19 protein-coding genes and 1 tRNA gene are annotated in these 23,919 nt (G+C 65.7%); 10 read left to right on the forward strand and 10 right to left on the reverse strand.

Annotated features, from left to right (window positions below; genetic code table 11):
- Positions 1-17 precede the first annotated feature (17 nt).
- A complete protein-coding gene (locus TX79_RS04960; RefSeq protein WP_049926080.1) occupies positions 18-815 on the reverse strand; it encodes an enoyl-CoA hydratase/isomerase family protein in 798 nt (265 codons plus the stop codon).
- Positions 815-2,386: a class I adenylate-forming enzyme family protein gene (locus TX79_RS04965; RefSeq protein ID WP_049926082.1), complete on the reverse strand. Its 1,572-nt coding sequence runs from the start codon at positions 2,384-2,386 to the stop codon at positions 815-817. Before TX79_RS04965 ends, TX79_RS04960 begins: the two co-directional genes overlap by 1 nt.
- A gap of 197 nt (positions 2,387-2,583) precedes the next feature.
- On the opposite strand from TX79_RS04965, the gene TX79_RS19200 reads away from it, so the two are divergent.
- The 3 genes from TX79_RS19200 to TX79_RS04975 all read left to right on the forward strand — a co-directional run bounded on the left by TX79_RS19200 (position 2,584) and on the right by TX79_RS04975 (position 5,383).
- A complete protein-coding gene (locus tag TX79_RS19200) occupies positions 2,584-2,739 on the forward strand; it encodes a DUF7560 family zinc ribbon protein (RefSeq protein ID WP_154660458.1) in 156 nt (51 codons plus the stop codon).
- A 136-nt stretch (positions 2,740-2,875) separates the two neighbouring features.
- Positions 2,876-3,499 carry a universal stress protein gene (locus tag TX79_RS04970; protein ID WP_049926084.1) on the forward strand — a complete coding sequence of 208 codons (624 nt, stop codon included), beginning with the start codon at positions 2,876-2,878 and terminating at the stop codon, positions 3,497-3,499.
- A 399-nt stretch (positions 3,500-3,898) separates the two neighbouring features.
- The gene (locus tag TX79_RS04975; RefSeq protein WP_049928282.1) at positions 3,899-5,383 is read left to right on the forward strand and encodes an MATE family efflux transporter; all 1,485 of its coding nucleotides are present in this window, start codon (positions 3,899-3,901) and stop codon (positions 5,381-5,383) included.
- Positions 5,384-5,395: 12 nt separating this feature from the next.
- Here TX79_RS04975 and TX79_RS04980 read toward each other — a convergent pair whose 3' ends face one another.
- Positions 5,396-5,788: a hypothetical protein gene (locus tag TX79_RS04980; RefSeq protein WP_049926085.1), complete on the reverse strand. Its 393-nt coding sequence runs from the start codon at positions 5,786-5,788 to the stop codon at positions 5,396-5,398.
- Positions 5,789-5,880: 92 nt separating this feature from the next.
- On the opposite strand from TX79_RS04980, the gene TX79_RS04985 reads away from it, so the two are divergent.
- Both TX79_RS04985 and TX79_RS04990 read left to right on the forward strand, forming a co-directional pair.
- A complete protein-coding gene (locus TX79_RS04985; RefSeq protein WP_049926086.1) occupies positions 5,881-6,420 on the forward strand; it encodes a hypothetical protein in 540 nt (179 codons plus the stop codon).
- Between the two features lie 13 nt (positions 6,421-6,433).
- Positions 6,434-7,645 carry a hypothetical protein gene (locus TX79_RS04990; RefSeq protein WP_049926087.1) on the forward strand — a complete coding sequence of 404 codons (1,212 nt, stop codon included), beginning with the start codon at positions 6,434-6,436 and terminating at the stop codon, positions 7,643-7,645.
- 308 nt (positions 7,646-7,953) lie between these two features.
- Here the strand turns inward: TX79_RS04990 and TX79_RS19205 are convergent, their stop codons facing one another.
- The 3 genes from TX79_RS19205 to TX79_RS05000 all read right to left on the reverse strand — a co-directional run bounded on the left by TX79_RS19205 (position 7,954) and on the right by TX79_RS05000 (position 10,036).
- On the reverse strand, positions 7,954-8,106 hold the full coding sequence (locus TX79_RS19205) for a hypothetical protein (RefSeq protein WP_154660459.1): 153 nt from the start codon (positions 8,104-8,106) through the stop codon (positions 7,954-7,956).
- Between the two features lie 1,185 nt (positions 8,107-9,291).
- A tRNA-Ile gene (locus TX79_RS04995) sits at positions 9,292-9,365 on the reverse strand.
- 68 nt (positions 9,366-9,433) lie between these two features.
- On the reverse strand, positions 9,434-10,036 hold the full coding sequence (locus TX79_RS05000) for an FxsA family protein (RefSeq protein WP_049926088.1): 603 nt from the start codon (positions 10,034-10,036) through the stop codon (positions 9,434-9,436).
- 107 nt (positions 10,037-10,143) lie between these two features.
- On the opposite strand from TX79_RS05000, the gene TX79_RS05005 reads away from it, so the two are divergent.
- On the forward strand, positions 10,144-11,787 hold the full coding sequence (locus tag TX79_RS05005; RefSeq protein WP_049926089.1) for a DUF255 domain-containing protein: 1,644 nt from the start codon (positions 10,144-10,146) through the stop codon (positions 11,785-11,787).
- An 82-nt stretch (positions 11,788-11,869) separates the two neighbouring features.
- The gene (locus tag TX79_RS05010) at positions 11,870-12,673 is read left to right on the forward strand and encodes a TrmB family transcriptional regulator (RefSeq protein ID WP_049926090.1); all 804 of its coding nucleotides are present in this window, start codon (positions 11,870-11,872) and stop codon (positions 12,671-12,673) included.
- Positions 12,674-12,725: 52 nt separating this feature from the next.
- Here TX79_RS05010 and TX79_RS05015 read toward each other — a convergent pair whose 3' ends face one another.
- Together TX79_RS05015 and mptA are read right to left on the reverse strand one after the other, a co-directional pair.
- On the reverse strand, positions 12,726-14,663 hold the full coding sequence (locus TX79_RS05015; RefSeq protein WP_049926092.1) for an MEDS domain-containing protein: 1,938 nt from the start codon (positions 14,661-14,663) through the stop codon (positions 12,726-12,728).
- A 213-nt stretch (positions 14,664-14,876) separates the two neighbouring features.
- On the reverse strand, positions 14,877-15,809 hold the full coding sequence (mptA, locus tag TX79_RS05020) for a GTP cyclohydrolase MptA (RefSeq protein ID WP_049926094.1): 933 nt from the start codon (positions 15,807-15,809) through the stop codon (positions 14,877-14,879).
- Positions 15,810-16,015: 206 nt separating this feature from the next.
- Here mptA and TX79_RS05025 point away from each other — a divergent pair, with 206 nt between their 5' ends.
- The 3 genes from TX79_RS05025 (at position 16,016) to TX79_RS05030 (ending at position 20,004) form a co-directional block, all read left to right on the forward strand.
- Complete coding sequence (locus tag TX79_RS05025; RefSeq protein WP_049926096.1) at positions 16,016-16,960, forward strand: calcium/sodium antiporter; 945 nt, start codon at positions 16,016-16,018, stop codon at positions 16,958-16,960.
- 297 nt (positions 16,961-17,257) lie between these two features.
- Positions 17,258-18,523: a hypothetical protein gene (locus TX79_RS19210; protein ID WP_154660460.1), complete on the forward strand. Its 1,266-nt coding sequence runs from the start codon at positions 17,258-17,260 to the stop codon at positions 18,521-18,523.
- 167 nt (positions 18,524-18,690) lie between these two features.
- Positions 18,691-20,004: an outer membrane protein assembly factor BamB family protein gene (locus tag TX79_RS05030; RefSeq protein ID WP_049926097.1), complete on the forward strand. Its 1,314-nt coding sequence runs from the start codon at positions 18,691-18,693 to the stop codon at positions 20,002-20,004.
- A 77-nt stretch (positions 20,005-20,081) separates the two neighbouring features.
- On the opposite strand, the gene TX79_RS05035 is transcribed toward TX79_RS05030, so the two are convergent.
- Entirely contained in the window at positions 20,082-21,362 is a 1,281-nt protein-coding gene (locus TX79_RS05035) for a DUF7344 domain-containing protein (protein ID WP_049926099.1), read from the reverse strand.
- Between the two features lie 93 nt (positions 21,363-21,455).
- Positions 21,456-23,825 carry a PAS domain S-box protein gene (locus TX79_RS05040; RefSeq protein ID WP_049926101.1) on the reverse strand — a complete coding sequence of 790 codons (2,370 nt, stop codon included), beginning with the start codon at positions 23,823-23,825 and terminating at the stop codon, positions 21,456-21,458.
- Positions 23,826-23,919 lie beyond the last annotated feature (94 nt).

A 23,919-nucleotide genomic window follows, 5' to 3' on the forward strand; every position in this document is an offset into this window, starting at 1 on the left:
ACGAGTCCCCTACTCGGCTATCGGCCCTGGAACTCGGGCTCGCGGTCCTCGAGGAAGGCCTCGACGCCTTCGGCGTGATCGTCGGTGTCGAAGACGATCCCCTGGGCCGTGGCCTCGTCAGTCAGGGCCTGCTCGAGGGACTTGTTCAACCCTTCGCCGACGAGCCGGTTCGCGTGGCGCAGGGCGATCGGCGGGCCGGAGACGACCGTCTCGACGAACTCGTCGACGCGCTCGTCGAACTCGTCTTCGGGGTAGACGTGGTTGACCAGGCCGATCTCGTTCGCCCGGTCGGCCCCGAAGATTTCGCCGGTCAGGACGAGTTCCTTCGCCACGTTCTCGCCGACGATCCGGGGGAGCAGGTAGGAGGTCCCGGCGTCGACGCTCAGGCCGACCCCCCGGAACACGAAGCCGAACGTCGAGCGGTCGCTCGCCAGCTGGACGTCACAGCCGATCGCGAGGTTCGCGCCCGCGCCGACCGCGGGGCCGTCGATCGCCGCGACCGTCGGGACGGGGAACTCGACGAGCGTCGTCATCATCTCCTTGGTCCGCTCCTCGAGGCGGCGCGCCCGCTCGTCGGCCGGCTGGTCTCCCTCGAGGGCCTCGACCATCCGCTGGACGTCGCCGCCGGCCGAGAACGCCCCGCCGGCCCCCTCGACGACGACGCAGCGAGCGTCCGTTCCCCGGATCTCCTCGAGGGCCGCGACGAACCCCTCGTGGATCTCCGCGGAGAACGCGTTGCGTCGATCCGGCTGGTTGAGGACGATGCGAGCCACGTGGTCCTCCCGCTCGAGGAGGACGGCGTCTCCGAGCGCCATTATTCGGCTTCCGCCTCCTGCTCGCGGAGCTTGAACTTCTGGACCTTGCCGGTGGTCGTCCGTGGCAGTTCGTCGACGAACTCGACCTCGCGGGGGTGTTTGTACTCCGCGAGGTTGGTCAGACAGTACTCCTTGATCTCTTCTTCGGTGACGTCGGCGTCGGGCGTCGGCACGATGAAGGCCTTGACGGTCTCACCGCGCCGTTCGTCGGGGATGCCCGCGACGGCGGCGTCGGCGACGGCCTCGTGTTCGAACAGGAGTTCCTCGACCTCGCGCGGATAGACGTTGTAGCCGCCGGTGACGATCATGTGCTTCTCGCGGTCGACGACGTAGAAGAAGCCGTCCTCGTCGTGATAGCCGAGATCGCCGGTGTGGAACCAGCGTTTGCCGCCGTCTTCGGTGAAGGCCTCCTCGTTGGCCTCGGGCAGCCCGTAGTAGCCTTTCATCACGTTCGGGCCGCTGACGACGATTTCGCCGGTAATCTCGTCCAGGTCGGCGTCGTCCTCGTCGACCGGCCCTTCCGAGACGGGATCGACCGCCTCGAAGTCGTCGGTGACGACCTTCGACTCGACGCCGGGGACGGTCTTTCCGATGCTCCCCACCCGGCGACCCTCGATCGGGCTGTTGAAGTGGGTGATCGGACTGGTCTCGGTGAGGCCGTACCCCTCGTAGATCTTCGGCTCGTAGAGTTCCTCGAACCGCCGGAGCACCTCGACCGGGATGCCGGAGCCGCCGACGCCACAGAGCCGTAGCGAGGAGAGGTCGAACTCCTCGGCGTTGGGCTGGTTGATGACGTCGTTGTACATCGCCGGTACGCCGTGCATGATCGTCAGCTCCTCGTCTTCGATCAGCGAAACGGCGTCCTGGGCGTCCCACTCCGGCATGGGGTAGTAGGCCGCCCCGTTGAACAGCGCCGCATTCATCGTGACGGTCATCCCGTAGATGTGAAACAGCGGGAGGACGCCGAGTCCCTTGTCGTCAGGGCGGATCCCGTCGGGAATGAGCTGCGACGCCGCCTTCGCGTTCGACGCGAGGTTCTCGTGGGTGAGCTGGACGCCCTTGGGCTGTCCGGTCGTCCCCGAGGTGTAGGGCTGGACCGCCACGTCGTCGTCGGCCCGGTCGACCACGTCCGGATCGCCCGGCTCGAGGAACTCCTCGAACGGCGTCGCCCCCTCCGCGTCGCCGCCAACCGAAACGACGTGTTCGACGCTGGTCTCGTCTTCGACCTCCCGGACGAACGGAACGAGATCGGCGAGCGCGACGACCACCCTGGCCTCGCTGTCACCCAGCAGGTGGCCGATCTCGCGGGACTTGTACTGCGGATTCATCGGGACGACGGCACCGCCGGCCCGTAGCGTCCCGTGGAAGGCGATCAGGAACGGCGGGACGTTCGGCAGGTAAAGCGCGACCCGGTCGTCCTCGCCGACGCCGCGTTCCTCGAGTGCGGTCGCGAACGCGCCGATCTGTCCCCAGAACTCCTCGTAGCTCGTCTCCGCCCCCTCGTAACTGATCGCGGTGTTTTCGCCGTGTTCCTGTACGGCTGCCGCGACGTTGGTGACAAGATTTGTCATGCCTCATTCTGTCCGTCTTCGCGTGTCGTAAAAAGATTTTACATTGTTGATATCGGGGGTCCATCCAGTTAGCAATGCAACCGATCCAGCAGGAACTCCTGCGAGAGGGACGGACTCCCGGAACGGACCCCGGCTACCTTAAACGTCCCCGATATCGTGGTCGAAGGGCTATCCCCGAACGGACCGTACGTTCTTGTATGGAGACGTACGAATTCACCTGCCCGGACTGTGGCGGCCGGTTCGTCGCCGACGAACCGACGCTCGAGGCGATGGTAACGAACGGGTGTCCGCTCTGTGGCGGGTCGGTGACCACGGACGATTTCGTCGGTGTGGACGACGAAGCCGTCTGTTGACAGTCCCCCGAAACGACCCCACTGGCCTAGCCGAGCGACCGGCCAGGCGGCTGACCCAGACGACAGTACTTCTCCCCGTTCCCCGTGCTCGGGACGACTCGAGGGTATTTACGTCCGTGGTCCGAACGTCGTAGCGATGTATCAGGACGTCCTCATTCCGACGGACGGCAGCGACGGGACGCGGCGCTCTATCACCCACGGCGTCACTATCGCCGACCGGTTCGACGCGACGATCCACGCCCTCTCGATCGTCCCCGAGGGACCGCTGGGAACGCTCGAGAGCGAGACGGCGACGCCAGCGGCCGAGCGGGCCGTCGAACGCGTCGAAGCCGAAGCGACGCGGGAAGGCATCGAGACGGTGACCGCGGTCGAACACGGCGTTCCCCACGAGGAGATCCTCTCCTACGCCGAGGACAACGACGTCGACATGATCGTCATGGGGACCCAGGGCCGGACGGGGCTGGACCGCGTCCTCGTCGGGAGCGTCACCGAACGGATCGTCCGGATGGCCGAGATCCCCGTCGTCACCGTCCGCCTCACCGACGAGATCCGGATCGAGGACCCCGACGAGGCCGAGCGGATCGCCCGTCGCGAAGCCGAACGGGACGGGTACGAGGCCGTCACGATCCTCGAGGAGCCACACCGGACCTCCGCTTCCTGGATCGTCCGCCTCGAGACCGACGCCGGCGACCTACACGTCCACGTCGACGCCGTCTCCGGGGAGGCCCGCATCGGACGCTCGCGGTCTGACGCCGAGTAATACTGCCGGACACCACTCTTCTCGTCCGTCCGCGCACGAACGCTCCTCGCCGGGAGCGGCGAGGGATGAGACGGCCCGTTGGAAGTCACCCCGGCCACGTACGACCCGGGCCGCGGTTGTGCCGGGAATTCGTTTCAACGGTTGGTCGGAAAACGCGCTCGGGTGGTCACTGACCGTCGTCCGGTAGCACACCGAGCGGTCGACACCCGTCACGCGTCGGATCTCGAAGGTTTCGAATCGAAACAGTTTTTCCGGCGGTTGACTAGTCGGTTAGTTAGTGACCGACGGCCACCACTCGTGCGTCGCGACCGCTCCGTCCGGGGAGTCGTCGGACTCGAGCGACGCGCGGTCGGCCGTCGAACGACGTTCGCAGAGCGTTCCCGGGGGTGTGCCGTCACGATGAGTCGGAAACGGGACCGATCGGTGAACGTCACCGACGGTGACCTGTTCAAACCGATGATGGTGCTGTCGGCACCCATCGTCGCCTCTCAGTTACTGAACGTCGGCTACAACCTCGCGGACACGTTCTGGGTCGGCCGACTCGGCGGCGACGCCATCGCGGCGCTGTCGTACGCGTGGGCGGTCGTCTTCCTGATGATCAGCGTCGGCGGCGGCCTCACCGTCGCCGGGACCGTACTGATCGCCCAGCACAAGGGCGCGGGTAACTACCGACGGGCGAGCCACGTGGCCGGCCAGACGCTCACGTTCGTGACGATCGTCGCGCTCGCGTTCGCGGCCGTCGGCTACGTCCTGACGCCGCTGCTCATGGACCTGATCGGTGCGGAACCCGGGTCGGACGCCTTCGCGTACGCGGTCGGCTACACACGGATCATGTTCGTCGGCATCGCGTTCATGTTCTGGTTTTTCATCTTCGACGCCCTCTCGCGGGGCTGGGGCGACACCAGGACGCCGCTGTACCTGATGGGCATCAGCGTCGCGCTCAACGTCGTCATCGACCCGTTCCTGATCCTCGGCTTTCAGGAGAACCCGCTGTTCGCCTGGCTCGGCGCGACCGGCCTCGAGTCGTCGCTGTACGCCGCGACCGGCTTCGGCGGCTTCGGCGTCGAAGGGGCGGCGATCGCAACCATCTTCTCCCGCGGCGTCGCCGCAGTGATCGGGCTCACGCTGCTGTTCACCGGCCGGGTCGGCCTGGAGCCGACCCTCGGCGACCTCCGCCTCGAGTTAGACAGCGTCCGGCGGATCGTCGACATCGGCGGGCCGACCGCGACCGAACAGGGCTTTCGCGGCTTCGGGATCACCGTCCTGACCGCGGTCATCGCGCTGGCCGGCACCGAGGCGGTGGCCGCCTACGGCATCTCGACGCGGCTATCCTCCCTGTTGTTCATGCCCGCGCTGGGACTCGCCCGGGGGACCGAAACCGTCGTGGGGCAGAACCTCGGCGCGAACCAGGTCGACCGGGCGCGCCGCGCGGTCAAACTCAGTTCGATCGTCGTCGCCTCCGTCTTCGCGGTCGTCGTCGCGGCGGCCTACCCGTTCGCGGAGACCATCGCCGGCGTCTTCATCGAAGTCGGAACGGAGAACGCCGACCAGGTGATCGAGTACGCCGCCGCCTTCATCGTCATCGCCGGCCCGTCGTACGTCTTCCTCGGCGTGTTCCAGATCCTGCTGGGCGGCTTGCGCGGCAGCGGCTCGACCCGCGAGGCGATGGTCCTCGCCATCCAGGAACTGTGGGTCTGGCGCATACCCATCAGCCTCGTCGGCATCCTCTGGCTGGGGCTGGGCGTTTACAGCGTCTGGTACGCCATCGCCATCTCCTACGTCGCCTCCGCGCTCGTGACCGCGGCCTGGTTCCTCCGGGGGACCTGGACCGAGAACGTCGTCGACGAGGGCGAGGAGGCGACGACGCCGACGGCGAGCGATTGAGCCATCACGGGATTACCGCGAACTCGCCTGCAGTGGCGATTCCGCCGTCGGTTCAGAGCCGGTGTCGTTGCCCGTCGTTGCGGCGGTATCGTCCCTCGGTTCTCCCGGCTCGGTTTCGTCGTTACCCCTGATCGGGCTATCGCCCACCGGCCAGGCGTTCGTCCCACGCTCGGGATCGGCCGCCGCAGCGGCCATCGTCTCGAGGGCCGCAGGTGCCAGTCCCTCGGTGAGCCGTCGGGCCAGCGTCGCCACCGCAGCCCGCTGGGCCGGCGTGAGCTCCGCGTCGGTCGCCTCGAGGCGCTCGAGGGCGGTCGCGACCTGCTCGCGTTCGGTCTCCCGGACCTGGTACCACCGGGCAGCGGGATCGGGCACGTTCTCCGTTCGCGAACTGGACTCGCCGGGCATCGACCGTCGATAGCCGCGACACTGCACAAAGGCTACTCCCGAACGTCTTCGGGACGACCTACTGGGGGCTCGGCGACGTACGTTCGATCGAGATGAACCCGTTCTCCAGCGCCCGTCCAGCGACCGACGACGACGCCGAGTTCGACGACTGGGAGACGTTCGCCCCCGAAAGCGTTCCCGCTCCCGGCCCGTTCCTCCAGGGCCACGACGTGCTCGAGGGCGAGGCGCACGTCCACTTCCACGACACGACCCGCGACCTGTTCGAGGAACGCGGCGTCTACGACGCGACGTTCGGCTACAACCTCGCCCGTCTCAACCTCGACCGTCGCCACCCCGAAGCGGGCTACCGGTACGCGGTCGAGGCCGACGACGACAGCGTCCTCCGGGCGGAGTTCACCCCGACCACCGAGTTCTGTCCGCAGGCCGACGCCCTCGTCAAGGGCTCGTTCCGCGCCTGGAACGGCCTTCGCGACCGCCACGACTACGACGTCGTCCGGGTCCGCGTCCACCCCTCGCACCACCGCCACGGCCCCCTCAACGAGACGTTGACCGAACTTGAGGAGGCGTTCCTCGAGACGGGCGAGGTGCCCGACCCGGGGACCCGCCACCCCTCCGAGGAGTCGCCGTTCTGATCGGTCGACGCCGATGGCGTCTTCGAACAGTGCGCGGGTCAGCCGCTGGTCCCGGGGACTAGTCGTCGCCGGCGTCCTGTTGTTCGTCGCCTGGCAGGTCGCCGTCCTCGCCGGCCTGTCGCGGTCGGCGACCGTCGTCCTGGGCGTCCACGGCTTCGTCTTCCACGTCGTCTTCGGGAAGGCCTACGCGCTGGTTCCCTCCTACTTCGCTCGTGAACTCGCGGTGCCGTCCGCACCGCTGGTCCACCTTCCGCTCGGGACGCTGGGGACGGTCGCCCTGTTCGCCGGAACGGCCGACCTCGCCCCCGGGGTCGTCGGCCCCGTCGGCGCGACGCTCTGGCTTGCCAGCGTGGCCGTCTTCGTCGCCGCCCTCGGCTGGACGATTCGGGACAACCCCACCGGTTCCGAGACCGGAACCGGCGCGTCGAACGCCCACCGCGAGCGGATCGACCGGTACGCGAACGCCGCCGTCCCCGTCGTGATCGCCTATCTCGTCCTCGGCGCGACCGCGAGCGCACTCGAGGCGTGGGCGTTCGAGACCTCGGCGGTCGGCGATTTCGTGCCGTTCGTCGCCGGTCCCGCGACCACGCACCTGCTCGCAGCCGGGACCGCGACGTTGCTCGTGTTCGCGATCGGCTTCCGTCTGCTGCCGCGCCTGCTGGTCGTCTCGCCGCGACGGTGGCTCGTGATTCTCGTGCTCGCGGCCGGTGCGGTCGGCCCCGCGCTGCTCGCGTTCGACTTCCACGGCGGCCGACTCTTCGCTACCGGTGGCGCGATCCAGGCGCTCGCGCTCGTCGGGTTCGCCCTGGGCTACGCGGACCTCTACCACCGGAGTGAACGGCGACGCGTCGGCGGCTGGACGATCCTCCTGGCCGCCGGCTTCGCCGTCCTCGTCGCCGTGCTCGGCCTCTCGTTCGCCCTCGGCCACGCCGACGGCGCGGCGTTCGACGCCCACTACCGACTGGCCGTCGGCGGCTTCCTCGGACTGACCATCGTCGGCGTCAGCTACCACTTCTATCCGCCAGCCATCGCCGCGCGCCGGTTCGTCGGGCCGCGCCTCGCCGCCGTCGCCGTCGTCGCCCTCGCCGCCGGACTGGCCCTCGAGGCCGGCGGCCTCCTCGCGGCTCTCGAGGCGGTCGTCGTCGCCGGTCGCCTCCTCGCGGTCGTCGGCGCAGTCGGCTACGCGACGGTGCTGGGGACGATCTTCCTCGAGCGAGCGGGGTAACGGTGGTTGGTCATCCGGGAACGGGGGTCTCGCGGTCGACCGCAACCGGTCCCCAGGCGTCGATCGCGTGACCGTCACCGCCGCGCTCGAGTCGCGCTCACGGGCCGGACGTCGCGTGGGTGATTTCGATGGTCCCTGGGGCCGTCGGCGACTCCCCCGGCCGACGACCACCGCCGCGGACGAGACGGACTGCCGTCGGCTGGCCGGCACAGCCACAGGGTGGTCGCGGCTGCGCTGACACTGGCGGCCAGCAGCCCGTCCAACTGTCGCCGCGACGCCCGGCTTGCCGCCGCGACTCGAGCGGGGGCCTACTCGAGCCGCGAGGACGTGACCGATCCGGGAGCGACCCGACAGCCACAGGGGCCGGCGACGGCCTCCGTCGGCCCGACCATCGTCACGGTCGCGACCGGGCGATCGCAGCGGGGACACCTCGCGAGCGGCGTGTCGGCCTCACCGCTCATGGGTGGGGGTAGCGACGGCTGGATCGGTCGGACGGGATCGTACTCGAGGCGGGCGATTCGGCGGTCGTGCGGGACGTTTATATCCCGGTAGAAGCAACGTAATCATGCTTGCAAACCCTCCCGGGTTTGGAAGCACAGTCTCGGGTGCTCCGACACCCGGGACGTTTGCGCGAACGTCCCCGTGGAGACCGGCTTCCATTTAGTGTGTTGATGTGAGTTAACTTATATCTACTGTTGTGGGTGGCGGATATTAGTCTCAAAGCCCCATGCGGTTCAGCATGGGCGTATCGGTCACGTCTGTCTCCCGTAGGCAAAGTCGGCAAGCGCTTCAACAATCAGGAGGTCGTCTTGTGATTCACGCATCATCTTGGTTGGTTCCACTTTCGTATTTGAACCTATGGATCCTCCTAAGCTGACTCGTCAACCAATTTTGCGGTGTAAACCACGAGGGGAAATGTGGGTGTGGAACCCCAAGGTATTATACTTGACAAAGTATAAACCAGAGGCATGTGGGAATACGAGAGAATAGAATTGAGTGACGAGAAGTTATCAGTTCATAACCCTTCTCCACAGCTTCAGAAATTCATCACTTGGTTTCGGAATCAGGATTTCTCCCCCTCTCGCTGGCAACGAATCGTATATGCGGCCCTATCTTTAGCTGTTGATGAGGTAACAGGGTTTGCAACAGCTGTTCTTAGAGAACTCGCTTCCTTATGTCTTGAGGAGATACAGAATCTAAATATCGCGATGTATCATAAACGGACTGCCACTACATACATGGGTCCAGTGAGTTCTTCAGCCGAAATTGTCTAAATCGCGAATACAAGGGCACCCCTATTTCGACTGTTTCATGTAGAATAGAGGGGCGTTTCGCACGCAGCGCGAAACCGCCCCGCAGGCGACCCGGCGCGATCGCGCCGGGAGCCCCACCCTCGAACCGAGTGAGAGAATTAAATCCGAGCGGCAACACGTACTCGAGCTTCACGAGTTTGTTCGGTGCGAGAAGTGGGCCGGCTCGGATTGTGAACCACCGGTAGACGGTCTCACTCGCTTCGCTCACGGCTTCGCCGCTCGCTTCCCGTGGCGCTACGCGCCACGCGTCGCTCGTGAGCGTGCGACTTCCGTAGTTCAAATCGAACCGGAGAACGGATTTCCGGCTCGCGAACTTGCTCGCCGGAAAATCAGTGGGCCGGCTCGGATTTGAACCGAGAACCTCCACCTTATCAGAGTGGCGCTCAACCTAATTGAGCTACCGGCCCGCGTTCGCATCCTGTAGTTGCCGGGTGGTACGTTTAAGCGTTTCTTTCCGTCGGAGGAGTGAGAACCGCTACCGAGCGCGGGGGTCGTCGGGATCGTCCTCGCTCGAGCGATCCGCGGTGCGTTCGTCGCCGAGGTCGATCGAGTAGGAGGCGGAGTTCTCGGTGTCGACGTCGTAGGCGTCGGCCCCGAGGTCGTAGGTTCCGGGGTCCTCGCCTCCCCAGGTGGCTCCCTGGGACGACTCGTCGTCGGGGAAGCCGGACGTCCAGACCGCTCCGGTGGCGAAGCCGCCGGTCTTCTCGTCGAGTTTGGGGACGATGACCCAGCGTTTGAGGGCGGCACGGATCGGAATGCGAGTGAGCGGGATCACGAGCAGGAAGCCGATCACGTCGGTCACCAGCCCGGGCGTGAGCAGGAAGGCACCGGAGGCGATCAGCAGGCCGCCGTCGAGCAGTTCGTTCGTCGGGGGTTCGCCCCGGGCGAGCGACCGTTGCATCTTCCGGATCGTCCGCCGGCCCTCGGCCCGGACGAGCAGCATGCCGACCAGACCCGTGAGAACGACGATGAGCACCATCGCAGCCCAACCCAGCGCCTCGACCTGGGTGACCAAAACGACCAGCAACAGGGCGTCGAGAAACGGGATGAACAGCAACGCCAGGATCCACCGGAGCATGCTCCGATATTACCAGCGAAGCGTGAAAACACTTTACTCTCGGTTCACCGAGGGGTTCTGGCGCGTGGGAACGAAGGGCTTACCCTCGAGACAGGCTACCGTCCGGTATGGACGATCAAACGCGCGTCGAGTGGCGCGAGTGGGGGCAGGCGGCCTTCGACGAGGCCGCCGAGGCCGACCGGCCGGTCTTGCTCTCGCTGACCGCGACGTGGTGTGACCACTGTCACGAGATGGACGCCGAGACCTACGCGGAACCGCGGATCGCGGCCAACGTCAACGACAGTTTCGTGCCGGTCCGGGTCGACGTCGACCGCCATCCCCGCGTGCGGGACCGGTACAACATGGGCGGCTTTCCCTCGACCGTCTTCCTCGCCCCCGACGGGAACGTCCTCACGGGCGCGGGCTACCTCGGTCCCGACGGGATGCGCCAGGTCCTCGACAGCGTCCGCACGATGTGGCAGACCAAGGGCAGCGGCGCGGCGCGGGTCCCCCGCCCGTTGCGGGAGGACAACCCCCCGGCCGGCGAGTTGACCGAGGACGTCGAGGCGGCGATGCTCGGGCAACTCACCGAGACCTACGACGAGGTCGCGGGCGGCTGGGGTCAGGGCGCGAAGTTCCCGCTGCCCGACGCCCTCGAGTTCGCGCTGAAACGCGACCGTGAGATGGCGCTGCGGTCGTACGACGCCGTCGGCGCGAACCTGCTGGACGAGTACGAGGGCGGCTTCTACCGGTTCGCGAGCGAACCCGACTGGTCGGGACTCCAGCACGAGAAGTTGCTCGACTCCAACGGGGCACTCGTCCGGGCGTTCGCGAACGCCTATCTGGTGAGCGGGAAAGACGAGTACCGCGAACCGGCCGAACGCACCGTCGAGTTCCTGACGACGACGCTGTGGAACGACGCGGTCGACGCCTTCGCCAACAGCCAGGCCCCCGGCGAGACCGACGCGCACAGCATCGACGCCACCGATCGCGCGGCCGCCGACGAGCCGCCCGTCGACGACGGCGTCTTCGCCGGCCCGAACGCCCTCGCCATCGAGGGGCTGTTGACCTACGCCGCCTACACCGATGACGAGCGCGCGCGTCGCTACGCCGAACGCGCCCTCGAGACGCTCCGCGAGGACCTGCTCGTCGATGGCGTCGTGGTCCACCAGCACGGCGAGACCCTCGGCGACGGCGACGACCCGACGCCGCTGTTGACGAACCAGGCCCGGGCGCTCGCCGCGCTGACGACCGCCGCCAGCACCGTCGATCCCGACGCACTCGAGGACGCCCGGGCAGTCGCGGACGCGACGATCGACGCGCTGTACGACGAGGATTCCTTCCTCGACGGCCCAGCCGAGGGCCCCGGGTTGCTCGATCGGACGCTACGACCGCTCGACGCCAACGTGGCGTTTGCCGACGCCGCGCTCGATCTGGCCGAACTCACCGGCGACGACGAGTACCGGGCCTCCGCCCGGGAGACGCTCGAGGCGTTCGCCGGCGCGAGCGAGCGCTTCGGCGTCCAGATCGCCCGCTACGCCACGGCCGTCTCCCGGCTGCTCGAGGGGCCGCTGGTGATCCGGGTCGGCGGCGATCCGGGGACGGAACTCCACCGCGCCGCGTGGCGACTCGCCGATCACGAGAAGGTGGTCGTTCCCGCGGCCGAGGACCTCGAACCCGGAACGGCCCGGATCGAACGCGGCGAGCACGTGTCAGCCGTCGTCGAAACTCCGGAACAGTTGAGCGACGCGCTCGAGACCGTCTACGAGTGACACCACAGCCGTTGAACCGGGAGATCGGGAGCGGTGGCAAACTACCACAGTGTTTATGTTTCTTCGGGAGTCATAGCCCGACATGGCCAGTCTGAGGGATCTCGGGCTCTCGGAGTACGAAGCTCGAGCCTACCGCGCGCTGCTGAACACCGGTCCCACAACAGCCAAGGAGTTGTCCCGGGCGAGCGACGTCCCGATGGGCCGGATCTACGACGTCCTCAACAGCATCGAGCAGTACAACCTCGTGCGCAGCCAGACCGCGAGCCGGCCGAAGAAGTACGTCGCCGTCGAGCCCGCCACGGCGCTGGATCGACTCCTCGAGGACAAGAAACGCGAACTCGAGGAGAAGGTCGACCAGTACGAGTCGATCGTCGACGAACTCTCGGACGAACTCGACGCCGCGGATCCGGTCGAGGAGCAGTTCTGGACCGCCGCCGTCGGCCCCGAGGAGACGGTCGATCTCCTGCTGGAACGGCTGGCAGCCGCGGACGACCACATCGTCATGGTGGCGGCCGATCCGACGCCGGGGCGGGACGTCCAGGCGTTGAGCGAGGACGTGACGGCCCAGATCGAGGACGCGCTGGAGCGAGGCGTCTCCGTCGACGTGTTGATGACCCGCGACATGGTCGGTGCTCTCTCGGAGCGGGTCGGCGAACGCTACCGAACCACCCTCCAGAAGCGCGACCACTTCGACGTCCGTACCGACGACGCCGTGACGGGATCGTTCAACATCATCGACGGCGTCGAGGTCTGTATCCAGGTCCCGAACCCGCTCTCCTCGGGCGAGGCCTTCGGCATGATCGACCTCAAAGACCCCGAGTTCGCCGCCAGCGTCCACGAGGAGTTCGCCCCCCGCTGGGAGCAGGCCGAACCGCTCGAGTTCTGATCGGCTCGATCGTCCCCGCCGACCCGACGCTCGGTTTCCGACCTCGCTGGGGTTACTGCGCCTCGTCGTCCGCCGCGGGAAGCGAGATCGAGAACGTCGATCCCTCGCCCGGTTCGGACTCCACCCAGATCTCGCCGTCGTGGCGCTCGAGAATCCGTTTGCACAGCGCGAGCCCGATCCCCGTCCCGTCGTACTCCTCGCGGCTGTGGAGCCGATCGAAGACGGTGAAGACGCGGTCCTGATCCGCGGGGTCGATGCCGATGCCGTCGTCGTGGACCGACACGACCCACTCCGTGCCGCGCCGGTCGGCGTCGACGCGAACCGTCGGCGGCTCGTCGCCGCTGTAAGTGATCGCGTTGGTGATCAGGTTCTGGAGCACCTGTCGGAGCTGGCTGGCGTCGCCTCGCACCTGCGGGAGCGGTTTCGTCGTGACCGTGGCGTCGGTCTCCTCGATCTGGAGCTGCAAGTCGTTGAGGACGTCGCCGAGGACCCGATCCAGGTCGACCGGCTCGAACGGCTCCCCCTGGGTTTCGACGCGGGAGTACTCGAGTAACGCGTCGATCATCTCGCGCATCCGCTGAGCGCCGTCGACGGCGAACGCGAGGAACTCCTCGCCCTCCTCGTCGAAGCCGTCGCCGTACCGGTTCTCGAGCAACTGGAGGTAGCTCGTCACCATGCGCAGCGGCTCCTGGAGGTCGTGACTGGCGGCGTAGGCGAACTGCTCGAGCCGTTCGTTCGACTCGCGGAGCTGGCGCTCGTGCTGGCGCTGCTCGAGTTCGTACTTGAGCCACTGGCCCATCAGGTGGTGGAACGTCCGGTCGGCGTCCGAGAACGATCGCTCGCGCGGCTCCGAGGAGACGAAGAAGAACGTCCGATCGGGACCGTTCTCGAGCCTGATCCGCGTGCCGAGATACGACTGGACGCCGAACTCCTCGTACGCGAGGGTGCCTTCGAACCCGCCGGTTTCGGGATCGGTCACGTCCGCAGTCTCCTCGGCTGCGACCGTCGCCCGACAGTACGTCTCCGAGAGCGGCGCTTCGGCACCTGGCTGGAGGTGTTCGTGCTCGCCGCTGACCGCTTCGACCTCGAAGCTGTCCTGGGCCGGATCCACCGCCGCCAGCCCACCGAGTTCGAGATCGAACCGGTCACAGCCCAGTTCGAACAGCGCCTGGAGCTTCTCGTCGAACGACCGGTCGGAGTCGGCCGCGATTTCGATCTGGTGCTCGAGGTGTTGCTGGTGATCGCGCAGTTCGACGCGGGCCCTGGTGCGGTCGAGCAGGGTCCCCATCATGCGATCGATCTCGCGTTCCGGCTGGTCGCGTCCGAAGAACTCCTCGGGCGGCGTGTAGTAGAAGTTCTGACAGACGGTATCGTCGTAGATCAGGTGTGGGTGCGTCTTGATGATGTCCCGGAGGATCTCGGGGGAGAACCGCTCGCGGTTGTACTGACAGAGCGCGATCCCGTTGGCGTCGGGCAGGAGGTCGTTGAGTTTGCCCTCGTACTCGACGAGTTCCTCGAGCGGCGGGTCGTCGCCGAAGACCCACGTCATCTCGCCGGTGATGCGGACGCCCTCGTACTCCTCGGTGCCCGCTTCGATCACGTCGGAGACGAACGCGATCATCTCGTCGGGATCGAACGACCCGTTTCGGAGGTACGAATCCTGTGCGGTGTACATGACGAGCGCGCCGGAGTCCAGCGCCGCGTCGACGTCGACCCCGCGGTCCGCGAGCGCGTCGCGGATCTCCGTCGTCTCGTTCTCGTCGGCGATGTAGACGCAGCGCTCACCGCGCTCGAGACCGTGTTCGATGAAGGGGATCGCCGTCGCGAACTGCTCGGCCCGTGACTCGTAGATGAACGCGAGGTGGTCGTAGGACTCGTGTTCGGCGACCGGTTCGACCAGCCCGTCGAACGCCGAACTGTTCTGGAGGGCCTCGAGACCGGTGTCGAGTCCGAGGAGGTCGTCGGTCGCGGTGTGTGCCGTTTGACTCATGGTGGTGGGAAATCGCAGCGAACGTCGAAGACAGCGGATGATCGGCGAGCGGGGCGTCGTCCGGAGACCGTAATGATCGGTTGAAGCGCTTACACGGTCCGTACGGATAAAGAGCGCGGTCGTTCCGGTTCCGGTCGGACCCACGGCTCGAGACCGTCGTAACCGTCGGATACCGGCCACAAAAGAGGGTTTCGCCGTCGAGGCGTCTCCCGGTTACGCGTCGCCGTCGACCTCCTCGCGCAGCGTCGCCATCTCGACGACGCGCTCGGCGTGGGCGTTGTGCTGGTGGATCGACTCGTCGTTGGACTGTTTCATCGTGATGACCGCATCGTCCGCGAGGTGATCGAACTCCTCGACGACGCCCTCGGCCATGGAGCGCACGCAGTCCTCGACGAACTTCGCGTCGGCGTGGGCCGCGTAGGTCATGTGGTCCTCGTCGGGTCGCTTCGCGAGGTTGTAGATCCGCGCGCTCATCGCGTCGCGAGCGACGTCGATGACGTCGTTGAGGTCGACCTCCGGGTCGCCGTTCGCTTCGATGGTCAGCGTCGCGTGGCCACGCTGGGAGTGACCGGGCTGGGGGACCTCCTCGAGGAACTCGGTGATCGTCTCCTCGTCGACGCCCAAGTCCTCGAGCGTCTCCTTCGCTCGTGCGGCGGACATCCCCTGCGAGCAGGGACAGACGGTCATTCCGGTGACCTGTGCGCCGATCTCCTCGCGGGTACCCTCCTCCGTCGCGGTTGCGGAGGCGATCACGTTCACCGTGTGCTGGGTCTCGCGGTCCGTCGCGGGCGTCTTCTCCCGGCGCATGAACTCGGCCTCCATCGAGACCTCGGCCCGGGAAGTGTACTCGTGTTTCCCGAGGAGTCGTTCGGCGACTTCGCCACAGACCTCCTCGACGCGGTAGGCTTCCTCGCGGGTGGCGTCCTCGAGGATCTCGTCGATGACCTCCATGTTGCGGCTCATGTCAGCGCCCTTGCGCCAGGCGGGGAGGTCGACGAACACCTCGAACTCGGCGGTGAACACGAGCGGCCGTTGCTCCTCGCGGGCGATCTTGACGAGTTTCTCGACGCCGGTGACGCCGACCTGCCCCAGGCCGACTGTCACGTCGGGCGACGACGCCTGCACGTCCGGCAGCTGATGACTCATTGTCCGCATTCGGGACAGCGCGCGAATAGGGGTTTCGGAACCTGCATATCGTGGGTCCGATTCCGGTCGCTGGCCGTCCGGCGCGCGACGATCATCCCTCGATCACGGTCCGGTACCCTCCGTCACACCGCTACACGAGCGGCCGAATTGCCCAGCGGCCGCGACGTTCCGCGTCGTTTATCCGGCCCTCCCGAATAGCCCACCCTATGCTGTCGGGTACCGCGTTTTCGTTGCTCCTGCTCGCGGGCGGCGTCGTCGCCCTCTACGGCGGGGCGGAACTGCTGGTCGCCGGCGCGGGTCGACTCGCGATGGGGTTCGGCCTGCGGGCGGCGACCGTCGGCGTCACCGTGATCGCGTTCGCGACGACCGCCCCGGAGCTGTTCGTCGCCGTGATCGGGGCGTTGACCGTCGGCACCGATACCGGCCTCGGGACGATCATCGGGTCGAACGTCGCGAACATCGGGCTGGTCCTCGGGCTTTCGGCGATCGTCAAACCGCTGACCGTCAGCGAAACCGTCATGCGCCGCCACGTCCCGTTCATGGTCTTCGCCGCCGTCCTGCTGGTCGTCCTCGGCGCGAACGGCACCATCGGCCGGCTCGAGGGCGCGATCCTCCTGCTGACCCTCGCGGCCTTCACCGGCTACCTGCTGTACTACGTCAACGCCGATCCGGCACCGGTCACCGACGACCCGGACGGGGCCGAGGGGGTCTCACTGAAGGACGTCGCGCTGGTGCTGGCCGGGCTGGTCGCGCTGGTCGTCGGCTCCCGGTGGCTCGTCGAGGGCGGCTCGAGCCTGCTGCTGGCCTTCGGCTTCCCGGAACTGTTCGTCGGTCTCACCGTGTTGGCGCTCGGGACCTCGCTGCCGGAACTGGCCGCCTCGGTCGTCGGCGCGATCCGCGGCGAGACCGAGTTCGCCATCGGCAACGTCGTCGGCTCGAACATCTACAACGTGGTCGCCGTCCTCGGGTTCGTCGGGATTATCACGCCGATTTCGGTCTCGAGCGCGACGCTGCGGTTCGAACTCCCCGTCCTCGTCGTCTTCACGGTCGTGCTGGTCGCGATGATGGGCTACGGCCGGCGGCTCACCCGGCTCGACGGGGTGGCACTGGTCGCGGGCTACGTCACGTTCATCTACCTGCTGGTTCCCTAGTCGTCGACTCGAGTCCGACGACCGCGGACCTCCGAACCGTCGACGGATTGCCAACCGATTTTTTATTCGCCAGGTGTGAGATGGCTGACGCGTATTCGCCCTCCATCCATGCTAGCCAGCCGAACGCGCCGTCGCGTCCTCGCGACGCTCTCGATTAGCGACCCCATCACTATTATTAGGCATCCGACCTAGCACCAAATATAAAATATAAGATATATACATTCAGGCTAGAAAACACTTTTTAACTATAGCCGATAGATATAGCATATGGTGAAAACCATTGGAGAGATGTAGTTGATGGGACGGCGACGCTTCCTGAATACAGTTGCTGGACTTGGCGCTTCCGCTGGTGCAGTGGCAGGGATGAGTCAGTCAGTAATGGCAGATCTGATTGACGATCCCAAACGTGAGGTGCCACGCGTGCATTCGTACGTCCATACGAATCACGAAGCAGTGAAAGATGGTGCATCACCGGAGAGAGAACCAATTTATTACAAGATTCCACGAAGCCAATGGCGACGTGTTGAGAGCGCCCACGACGCCCGTAAACAGATCGAAGACAAACTGAAAGATCGACCTGAACCGACCGCAGTCTGGGTCACGACGAATTCAAACGATGAAAAACAAATCGAGGTCAGCGTCTACGATTCAGGAGATATAAAACAGAGCACGGTCCGAGAACTCGAGGATACACTTCCCTCTACTGTAACTGGCGTTGCTGGACGAGATACGATGATGGAAGATACAGTCCAGGACATCCCTATTTCAGTCGATCAGATTTCAATTAATACAGCAACTCCGAGGCCACAAGGCGATGAACCTGAATATTTTTGGCATGAGTGGGACGAAATACCAGGAGGAAGCGGATTTGTTGGAGATATTTATGATGGGTCGGACCACATAACTGATGCATGGTGGACATCATGTACACCAGTTGATGATAATGGTACGACAAAGATGGTAACTGCTGGACACAATATTACAGTACCACCGCTATCAGGAGAAACACGTCTCATTTATGGCAGGCCACCAACAACTGGGGTTGATTTCATTCCAGAAGAGGAGGTTGTTGACTTCCCCATTGATGAACCATCGGGTCCAGAGACGTTTGATGCGGCAATTTTAGATCCTGCGACAGATACAGAAGTCACATATGAGCTGGCACGAGGTAACGGCATGACTGGAAATGATATTTTAGGAGTTGTTGCAGAGGATAATTTGAAAGATATAGAAGAGAATGGTACAATGGACGGTGAATCCTTCCAACGGCAGGGTTCTAGAACAGGTACAAGTCTTGGATTCGGAATTGAAAAACTTGGGAGCGAAGCATATGTGACAACTCTAGATGAGGACGAAACGGATACCGGAGATTCTGGCGGACCGTATCATCTCGCAACTTCGCCCTCAGAAGCAACTCGCCTTGTTATGCCAGACGAGATTATGAGTTATCCAGAACCAATCAGTGAAATTGCAGGGGTTCATCATGGGAACGCATCTGAACACCCGTATACCATAGCAACATCAATGTACAGGGTTGAAGAGAAGTTTGGAGTCACTATTTAAACAATAGAGAATAGATCAAACATTGACCGTTTTGTTGGACAATATAGCCCCATCTATTATAGAAGTGATTTTCCACTCATTATCCAATATCCATTGAACATTGTCTGTTCCTAATGGGAAAGAATATATGCATCCAAAATATAATAAGTTATTGGTGCCCTCCACTAATGGTATCAGAATCTTTCTCGAAAAAGACGCGCCGCCGCGTCCTCGCAACGCTCTCGAGCGCCGGCCTGGCCGCCGTCGCCGGCTGCTCGAGTGACGAAACCGATCCTGACGAGTCGAGCGATCCGCAAACCGAACCGTGGGACGGCCCCGAACTATCGGGAGCCGTCACGTTCGCGGACGATCCGAACTGGCGACTGCTCGGCCACGATACGGGGAACACGTTTACGAACCCGCATGCCGAGGGACCGAGCGACGACCCGTCGGTCCAGTGGACTCTCGAGCGGACGGCCTCGCCGATCGTCGACTGGTATCAGCACCACCAGCCGTTGATCGTCGACGGAACCGTGTACGCGACCGTCGAGGAGCCGGCCGACGACGAACACAACGGGCCACGGTCGGTCGTTACCATCGACGCCGAGACCGGCGAGACGGAATCGCTGTTCAGCACGGACGAACGCATCCGGTGGCGACCGACCATTGTCGACGACACGCTGTACGTCTCCGTCGGGCGAACGATTCGTGCGTACGACCTTCCCGGTGGAACCGAACAGTGGCGTTCGGAGAGCCGTTCGTTCTGGACATCGGCCATCCGAGTGGTCGACGACGTCGTCCTCGCGACCAACAATACGATATGGGGAGAACCGGATGGACAGTACTGGCCGCAGATACGCGCCCTCGACGTCGAGACCGGTGACGAACGCTGGGATGGCGAGCGGGCGTACGGGGGCACGAGGCCACTGTTGCCAGTGATCGCGGACGGGACCGTCCTTCACCACGGTGCGAGCCCACTCAGGGATCTCGAGTCGGGCGAGTCGCTGGCATCGGTGCCGTTCGAACCGCTGTATCCGGTACTCGATGACGGGGAACTCTATGCATATATCGATCAGAGCGACGAACCAGGCGAACACGACCCCCTGCTCGTCGCCTACGGCTGGGCGTCGATGACCGAGCGCTGGACGTACGAACCGGACGGACGTGTCGGGTGGGGGTGGGTCGTCGCTATCGACGACGTGATCGTGGCCCACGACTATTCGAACGGAGTCGTCGGAATCGACCGCGAGACCGGCGATCAACGCTGGCAGACCGACCCCTGGGACGACGGCCTCCGCTCGCGGTTTCGGGTCGCGACCGACGATACCGTCTACGCCGTCTACGGTAACGGCGCAGTCGCCGCGCTCGAGCCGACCGACGGCTCCCTCGAGTGGACGCTCCGGACCGACGCGATGGAGGGCCGGGCGATCGCCGGCTGTGCGCTGGCCGACGACCTGTTAGTTACCGTCGGGGCGAACGGCACCCTGTTCGGGATCTCGTGAACCGTTCGCCCGTCGGAAAGCCGGGGCGAGGAAGTGAGCGACCGGATACCGAATCCGGGGACGATGGCCGACCCGAATCACATCGGCAGCGCCGTCGTGCCGTCCGTTCGCCCGCCGTCGTCCCGTTCGCGCTCGAGGCGATCCAGTCGCGGGCCGACGTGTTCGCGGACGAGCGACACGAGGGCGTTCTGCGATCCCGATCCGGTGATGGCGGTGACGTCCGGAACGTCGCGCTGGGCGGTCTCGTCGATCGATACGAGCATGACCCGCTCTCGGTCCGAGAAGACCATCCGGCCGTGCTCGAGGTGGTCGACGGGGAGGTTGAGCCAGTCGAACCGGGGTTCACAGATCGTCGCGTCCGGAATCGTCTCGCGGACCCGCTCGCGAACCGCGGGGGACCGCGAGCCGACGTAGAGGTCGACGCCCCGTTCGACGGCCGCGTGCCAGCGCTCGAGACAGCGGTGCTGAATCAGTCCGTCGTCGGGGACGGTGACGAACAGTTCGTCGTCGGTCAGATCGGCGAGTTGCTGTCCCCGCGCGATGACGCGTTCGGCACCGTCGATCGTCCAGCAGCCGACCGACCGGTCCGACTCCGTCGCGGTGCCGTCGGTGCCAGCCGGGGCGGACCGCCCGGCCGGTTCGAGCCGCTCGACGACCGACTCGAGTGGCCCCTCGGCCAGCCAGGCGGCGCGCCACTGGGGCGCGTCGAGCGAGATCGCTGCCGTCCGGTCGTCGCGATCGAAGCGGACGAGGCCGGCGTCCGCCAGCGCCGGCAGGTGACCGTGGACGAGTTCGATCGCCGTCCGCTCGGCGTCCGACGCGGAGACGTCGACGATCCTCACCTCGTCTTCCTCGGCGACGACCATCGTCGCGAGGTCGGTGACCGGGACGCGACCGCGCCGTCGCGCGAGGACGGCACAGACGGTGTGTCGACGGGGGGTCTGCAGCGCCTCGAGCGTCCGATCGAGGACGCGTTCGTCGTCGATCACTCCGCCGGACGGATCGTCGAGCAGGGTACGGACCCACTCGTGCTCGAGGACGGGATGGTCTTCCGTGGAGACGACTCTGGAACCCTCGCGTTCCTCGCAGGTGACGATCCCGGCGGACTCGAGGTGGGGGAGGTGTCGGTGGACGAGTTCGACCCGCACACGGGCGACTTGCTCGTCGGTGACGATCGGGTGGCTGTGCACCAGACTCGCGACGTCCCTCGCGAGCACGTCGACCGACACGGCCTCCACGGACGCCAGGTCGTCGCCGGGATCGGCAGCCTCGAGGAGCCGAGAGAGGAGATATCGGCGGGTCGAATCGCCGAGAACGTGGAACGGGGTCGACGGATCGTCTGGCGAGCGAACTGTCATTGGTCGAGGAAGGCGATCACGACGGGTAAGGGCCATACCAGCGCTATCTGGTATTCGCCGTGGTACCGCCGAGGAATATCGAGCGCATCCCCGTCAGGTACCGCCCTCGAAGTACGCCGTGAGCAGCTTCTCCAGCGCCACACGGAGGTGCTGGTGGAACGTCTGTCGGGCGATGTCGAGTCGGTCCGCCAGTTCCCCGGCGTCGGCCGATCGCGTCGGCCACTCGAAGTAGCCGCCGTAGTAGGCCGCCTCGAGCGCCAGCCGCTGTTTGTCGGTCAACGCGTCCGCGACCGTCCGCCGAAAGTCCGCGTGGGTCTCGATCGGTCGGTCGACGCTGCGTTTGGATTGCAGCGTGGTGTCGGGATACCGGTCGGTGACGGCGTTCACGAGGCTCCGGATGTCGACGTCGGGACTCACCTGAATCACGGCCTCGGCGAGACCGTCCTCGACGGTCAGCGAATCGATGCGCGCCCCGTAGTCGGCGACTACGCCCGCGAGGGTCGGCGAGGTGACGACGAGTTCCCAGTGACTCTCGGCGTCGGCGTCGATGCGCCGACACTCTGTGACGGCCGGATGCTCCCCGGCGAGGTCGCCGAATCGATCCGCGTCGACGTCCGAGACGGTAAGGTAGAAGACGAACCCCTCGTCGGTCAGCGGCGACAGGTGATCCAGCGTCAGCCGGCAGCCAGCGCGGGCCGAGAGATCGACGAGCGTCTGCCCCTGGTCGGTCGACTCGAACTCGAGTTCGACGACGGCGTCCAGATAGAGCAGGCGTCTGACCGACACCGCGTTGATCGCGTGGCCGACCGTCCCGCCGAACTCCTGGAGGACCTCCCGCTCGCGGTCGGAGAAGGCGTCTCCGTCCGAAGCCCCGAGGATCAACGCGCCGAACGCGCGCCCGCCGGCCGCGATGGGGACGACCGCGACGGCACCGTAGCCGCAGTCGCGGGCATGGGTCCGCCACGGACCGACGTCGCTGTCCTCGAGGTGCCGGAACGAGCGGACGGTTCGGTTCTCGAGCGGTGACGCGTCCGGGGCCTCCGGAGGCGGATCGACGTACGACGAGACGACGGTCTCGAGCGCCGACTCCTCGAGTCCCTCCCAGTGGCGCGGCTCCCAGGTTCGGTGAGTGCCCGTGACGTCGGAATCGACCCGCCCGATGACCGCGAACGGGTAGGCCGCCGCCGACGCGAACGTCTCGACGATGGCGCGTTCGATCTCCTCGCGCGTCTCGGCCGCGACCATCGTCTCGTCGATCGTTCGGACGATGCCGTTCAGTCGCTCGAGGCGCTCGAGTTCGCGCTCGCGGGCCTTCCGGTCGCTGACGTCCCGGCCGACGCCGGTAAAGCCGAGCACGGTCCCGTCGTCGTCGGTGATCGGCGCGCTGTTGAACTCGTAGGGGACGCGGCTCCCGTCCGCGGCGACGACGCGTCCCTCCGCCGTGACGTGGTCGCCTTCCTCGAGGATCCGGTCGATCGCTGCCCGGAGGTGTGGCCGGTCCTCCGGAGCGATGAACTGGAGCGGTTCCACGTCCTCGAGTTCGTCTTCGTCGGCCCCTGTCAGTTCCCGAAACCGGTCGTTCCACGCCATGAGCGTCCCGTCGACGTCGTACGCGTACAGCAGGTCCGGCTGGGCCGCGAAGATGCTCTCGGTGAGGGCTTTTTCCTCGCGGAGTTCCCGTTCGCGGGCCTTCCGGTCGCTGACGTCCCGGCCGACGCCGGTAAAGCCGAGCACGGTCCCGTCGTCGTCGGTGATGGGCGCGCTGTTGAACTCGTAGGGGATCCGATCCCCATCGCTCGTAAGCAGGGCGGTCTCGACGGTAACCTGTCGCTCCTCGTTCAGCACCCGTTCGATAGCGTCGGCGACCCGGGACCGGTCTTCCGGAGCCACGAACTCGAGCGGTCCCATCTCGGCGAGTTCGCCGTCCGAGTAGCCGGTCACCTCCGGAACCCGATCGTTCCAGGCGAGATAGTTGCCGTCGGCGTCGAACGCGTACAGCACGTCCGGCTGGGCCGCGAAGATCCCCTCCGAGAGCGCTTGCTCGCGCCGGAGGTCCAGTTCGCGTTCGCGTTCCTCGGTCCGATCGTGAATGACCCAGCCGAAACAGCCCTCGTCTGTGGCGTCGTCCCCGGCGGCCTCCGGGCCGACCTCGCCCGCGGAACCGATCCGGACGAACAGTTCGGACGCCCAGAACGCCGATCCGTCGGCCCGAACCCGCCATCCGCGATCCGTTGCGTAGCCCGTCTCGCGTGCACGCTCGAACGCCGTCTCCGGCTGGTCGTCCTGATCGGCCGGCAACACCTCCCGGTAGTGTGCGTCGAGTGCGTCCGTACGATCGTATCCGGTTAGCTGTGCGACCCCGTCGTTCCAGTCCGTGACGTGGCCCGCTGCGTCGAGTGCCACCGCTGCGTAATCGGGAACGAGTTCGAGGACGTCGCGAACGTCCAGGCTGCAGTCTGACATGCTGACCTCTATCGGATAGCAGCGCAGTCCCTCACCAGTGCCAGGTCCTGCGGACACCGGTCGATACTGGCCCGTTGGACGGTACCGGTATGCG

This window comes from Halopiger goleimassiliensis, assembly GCF_000455345.1.
Classification (GTDB): Archaea; Halobacteriota; Halobacteria; order Halobacteriales; family Natrialbaceae; genus Halopiger_A; species Halopiger_A goleimassiliensis.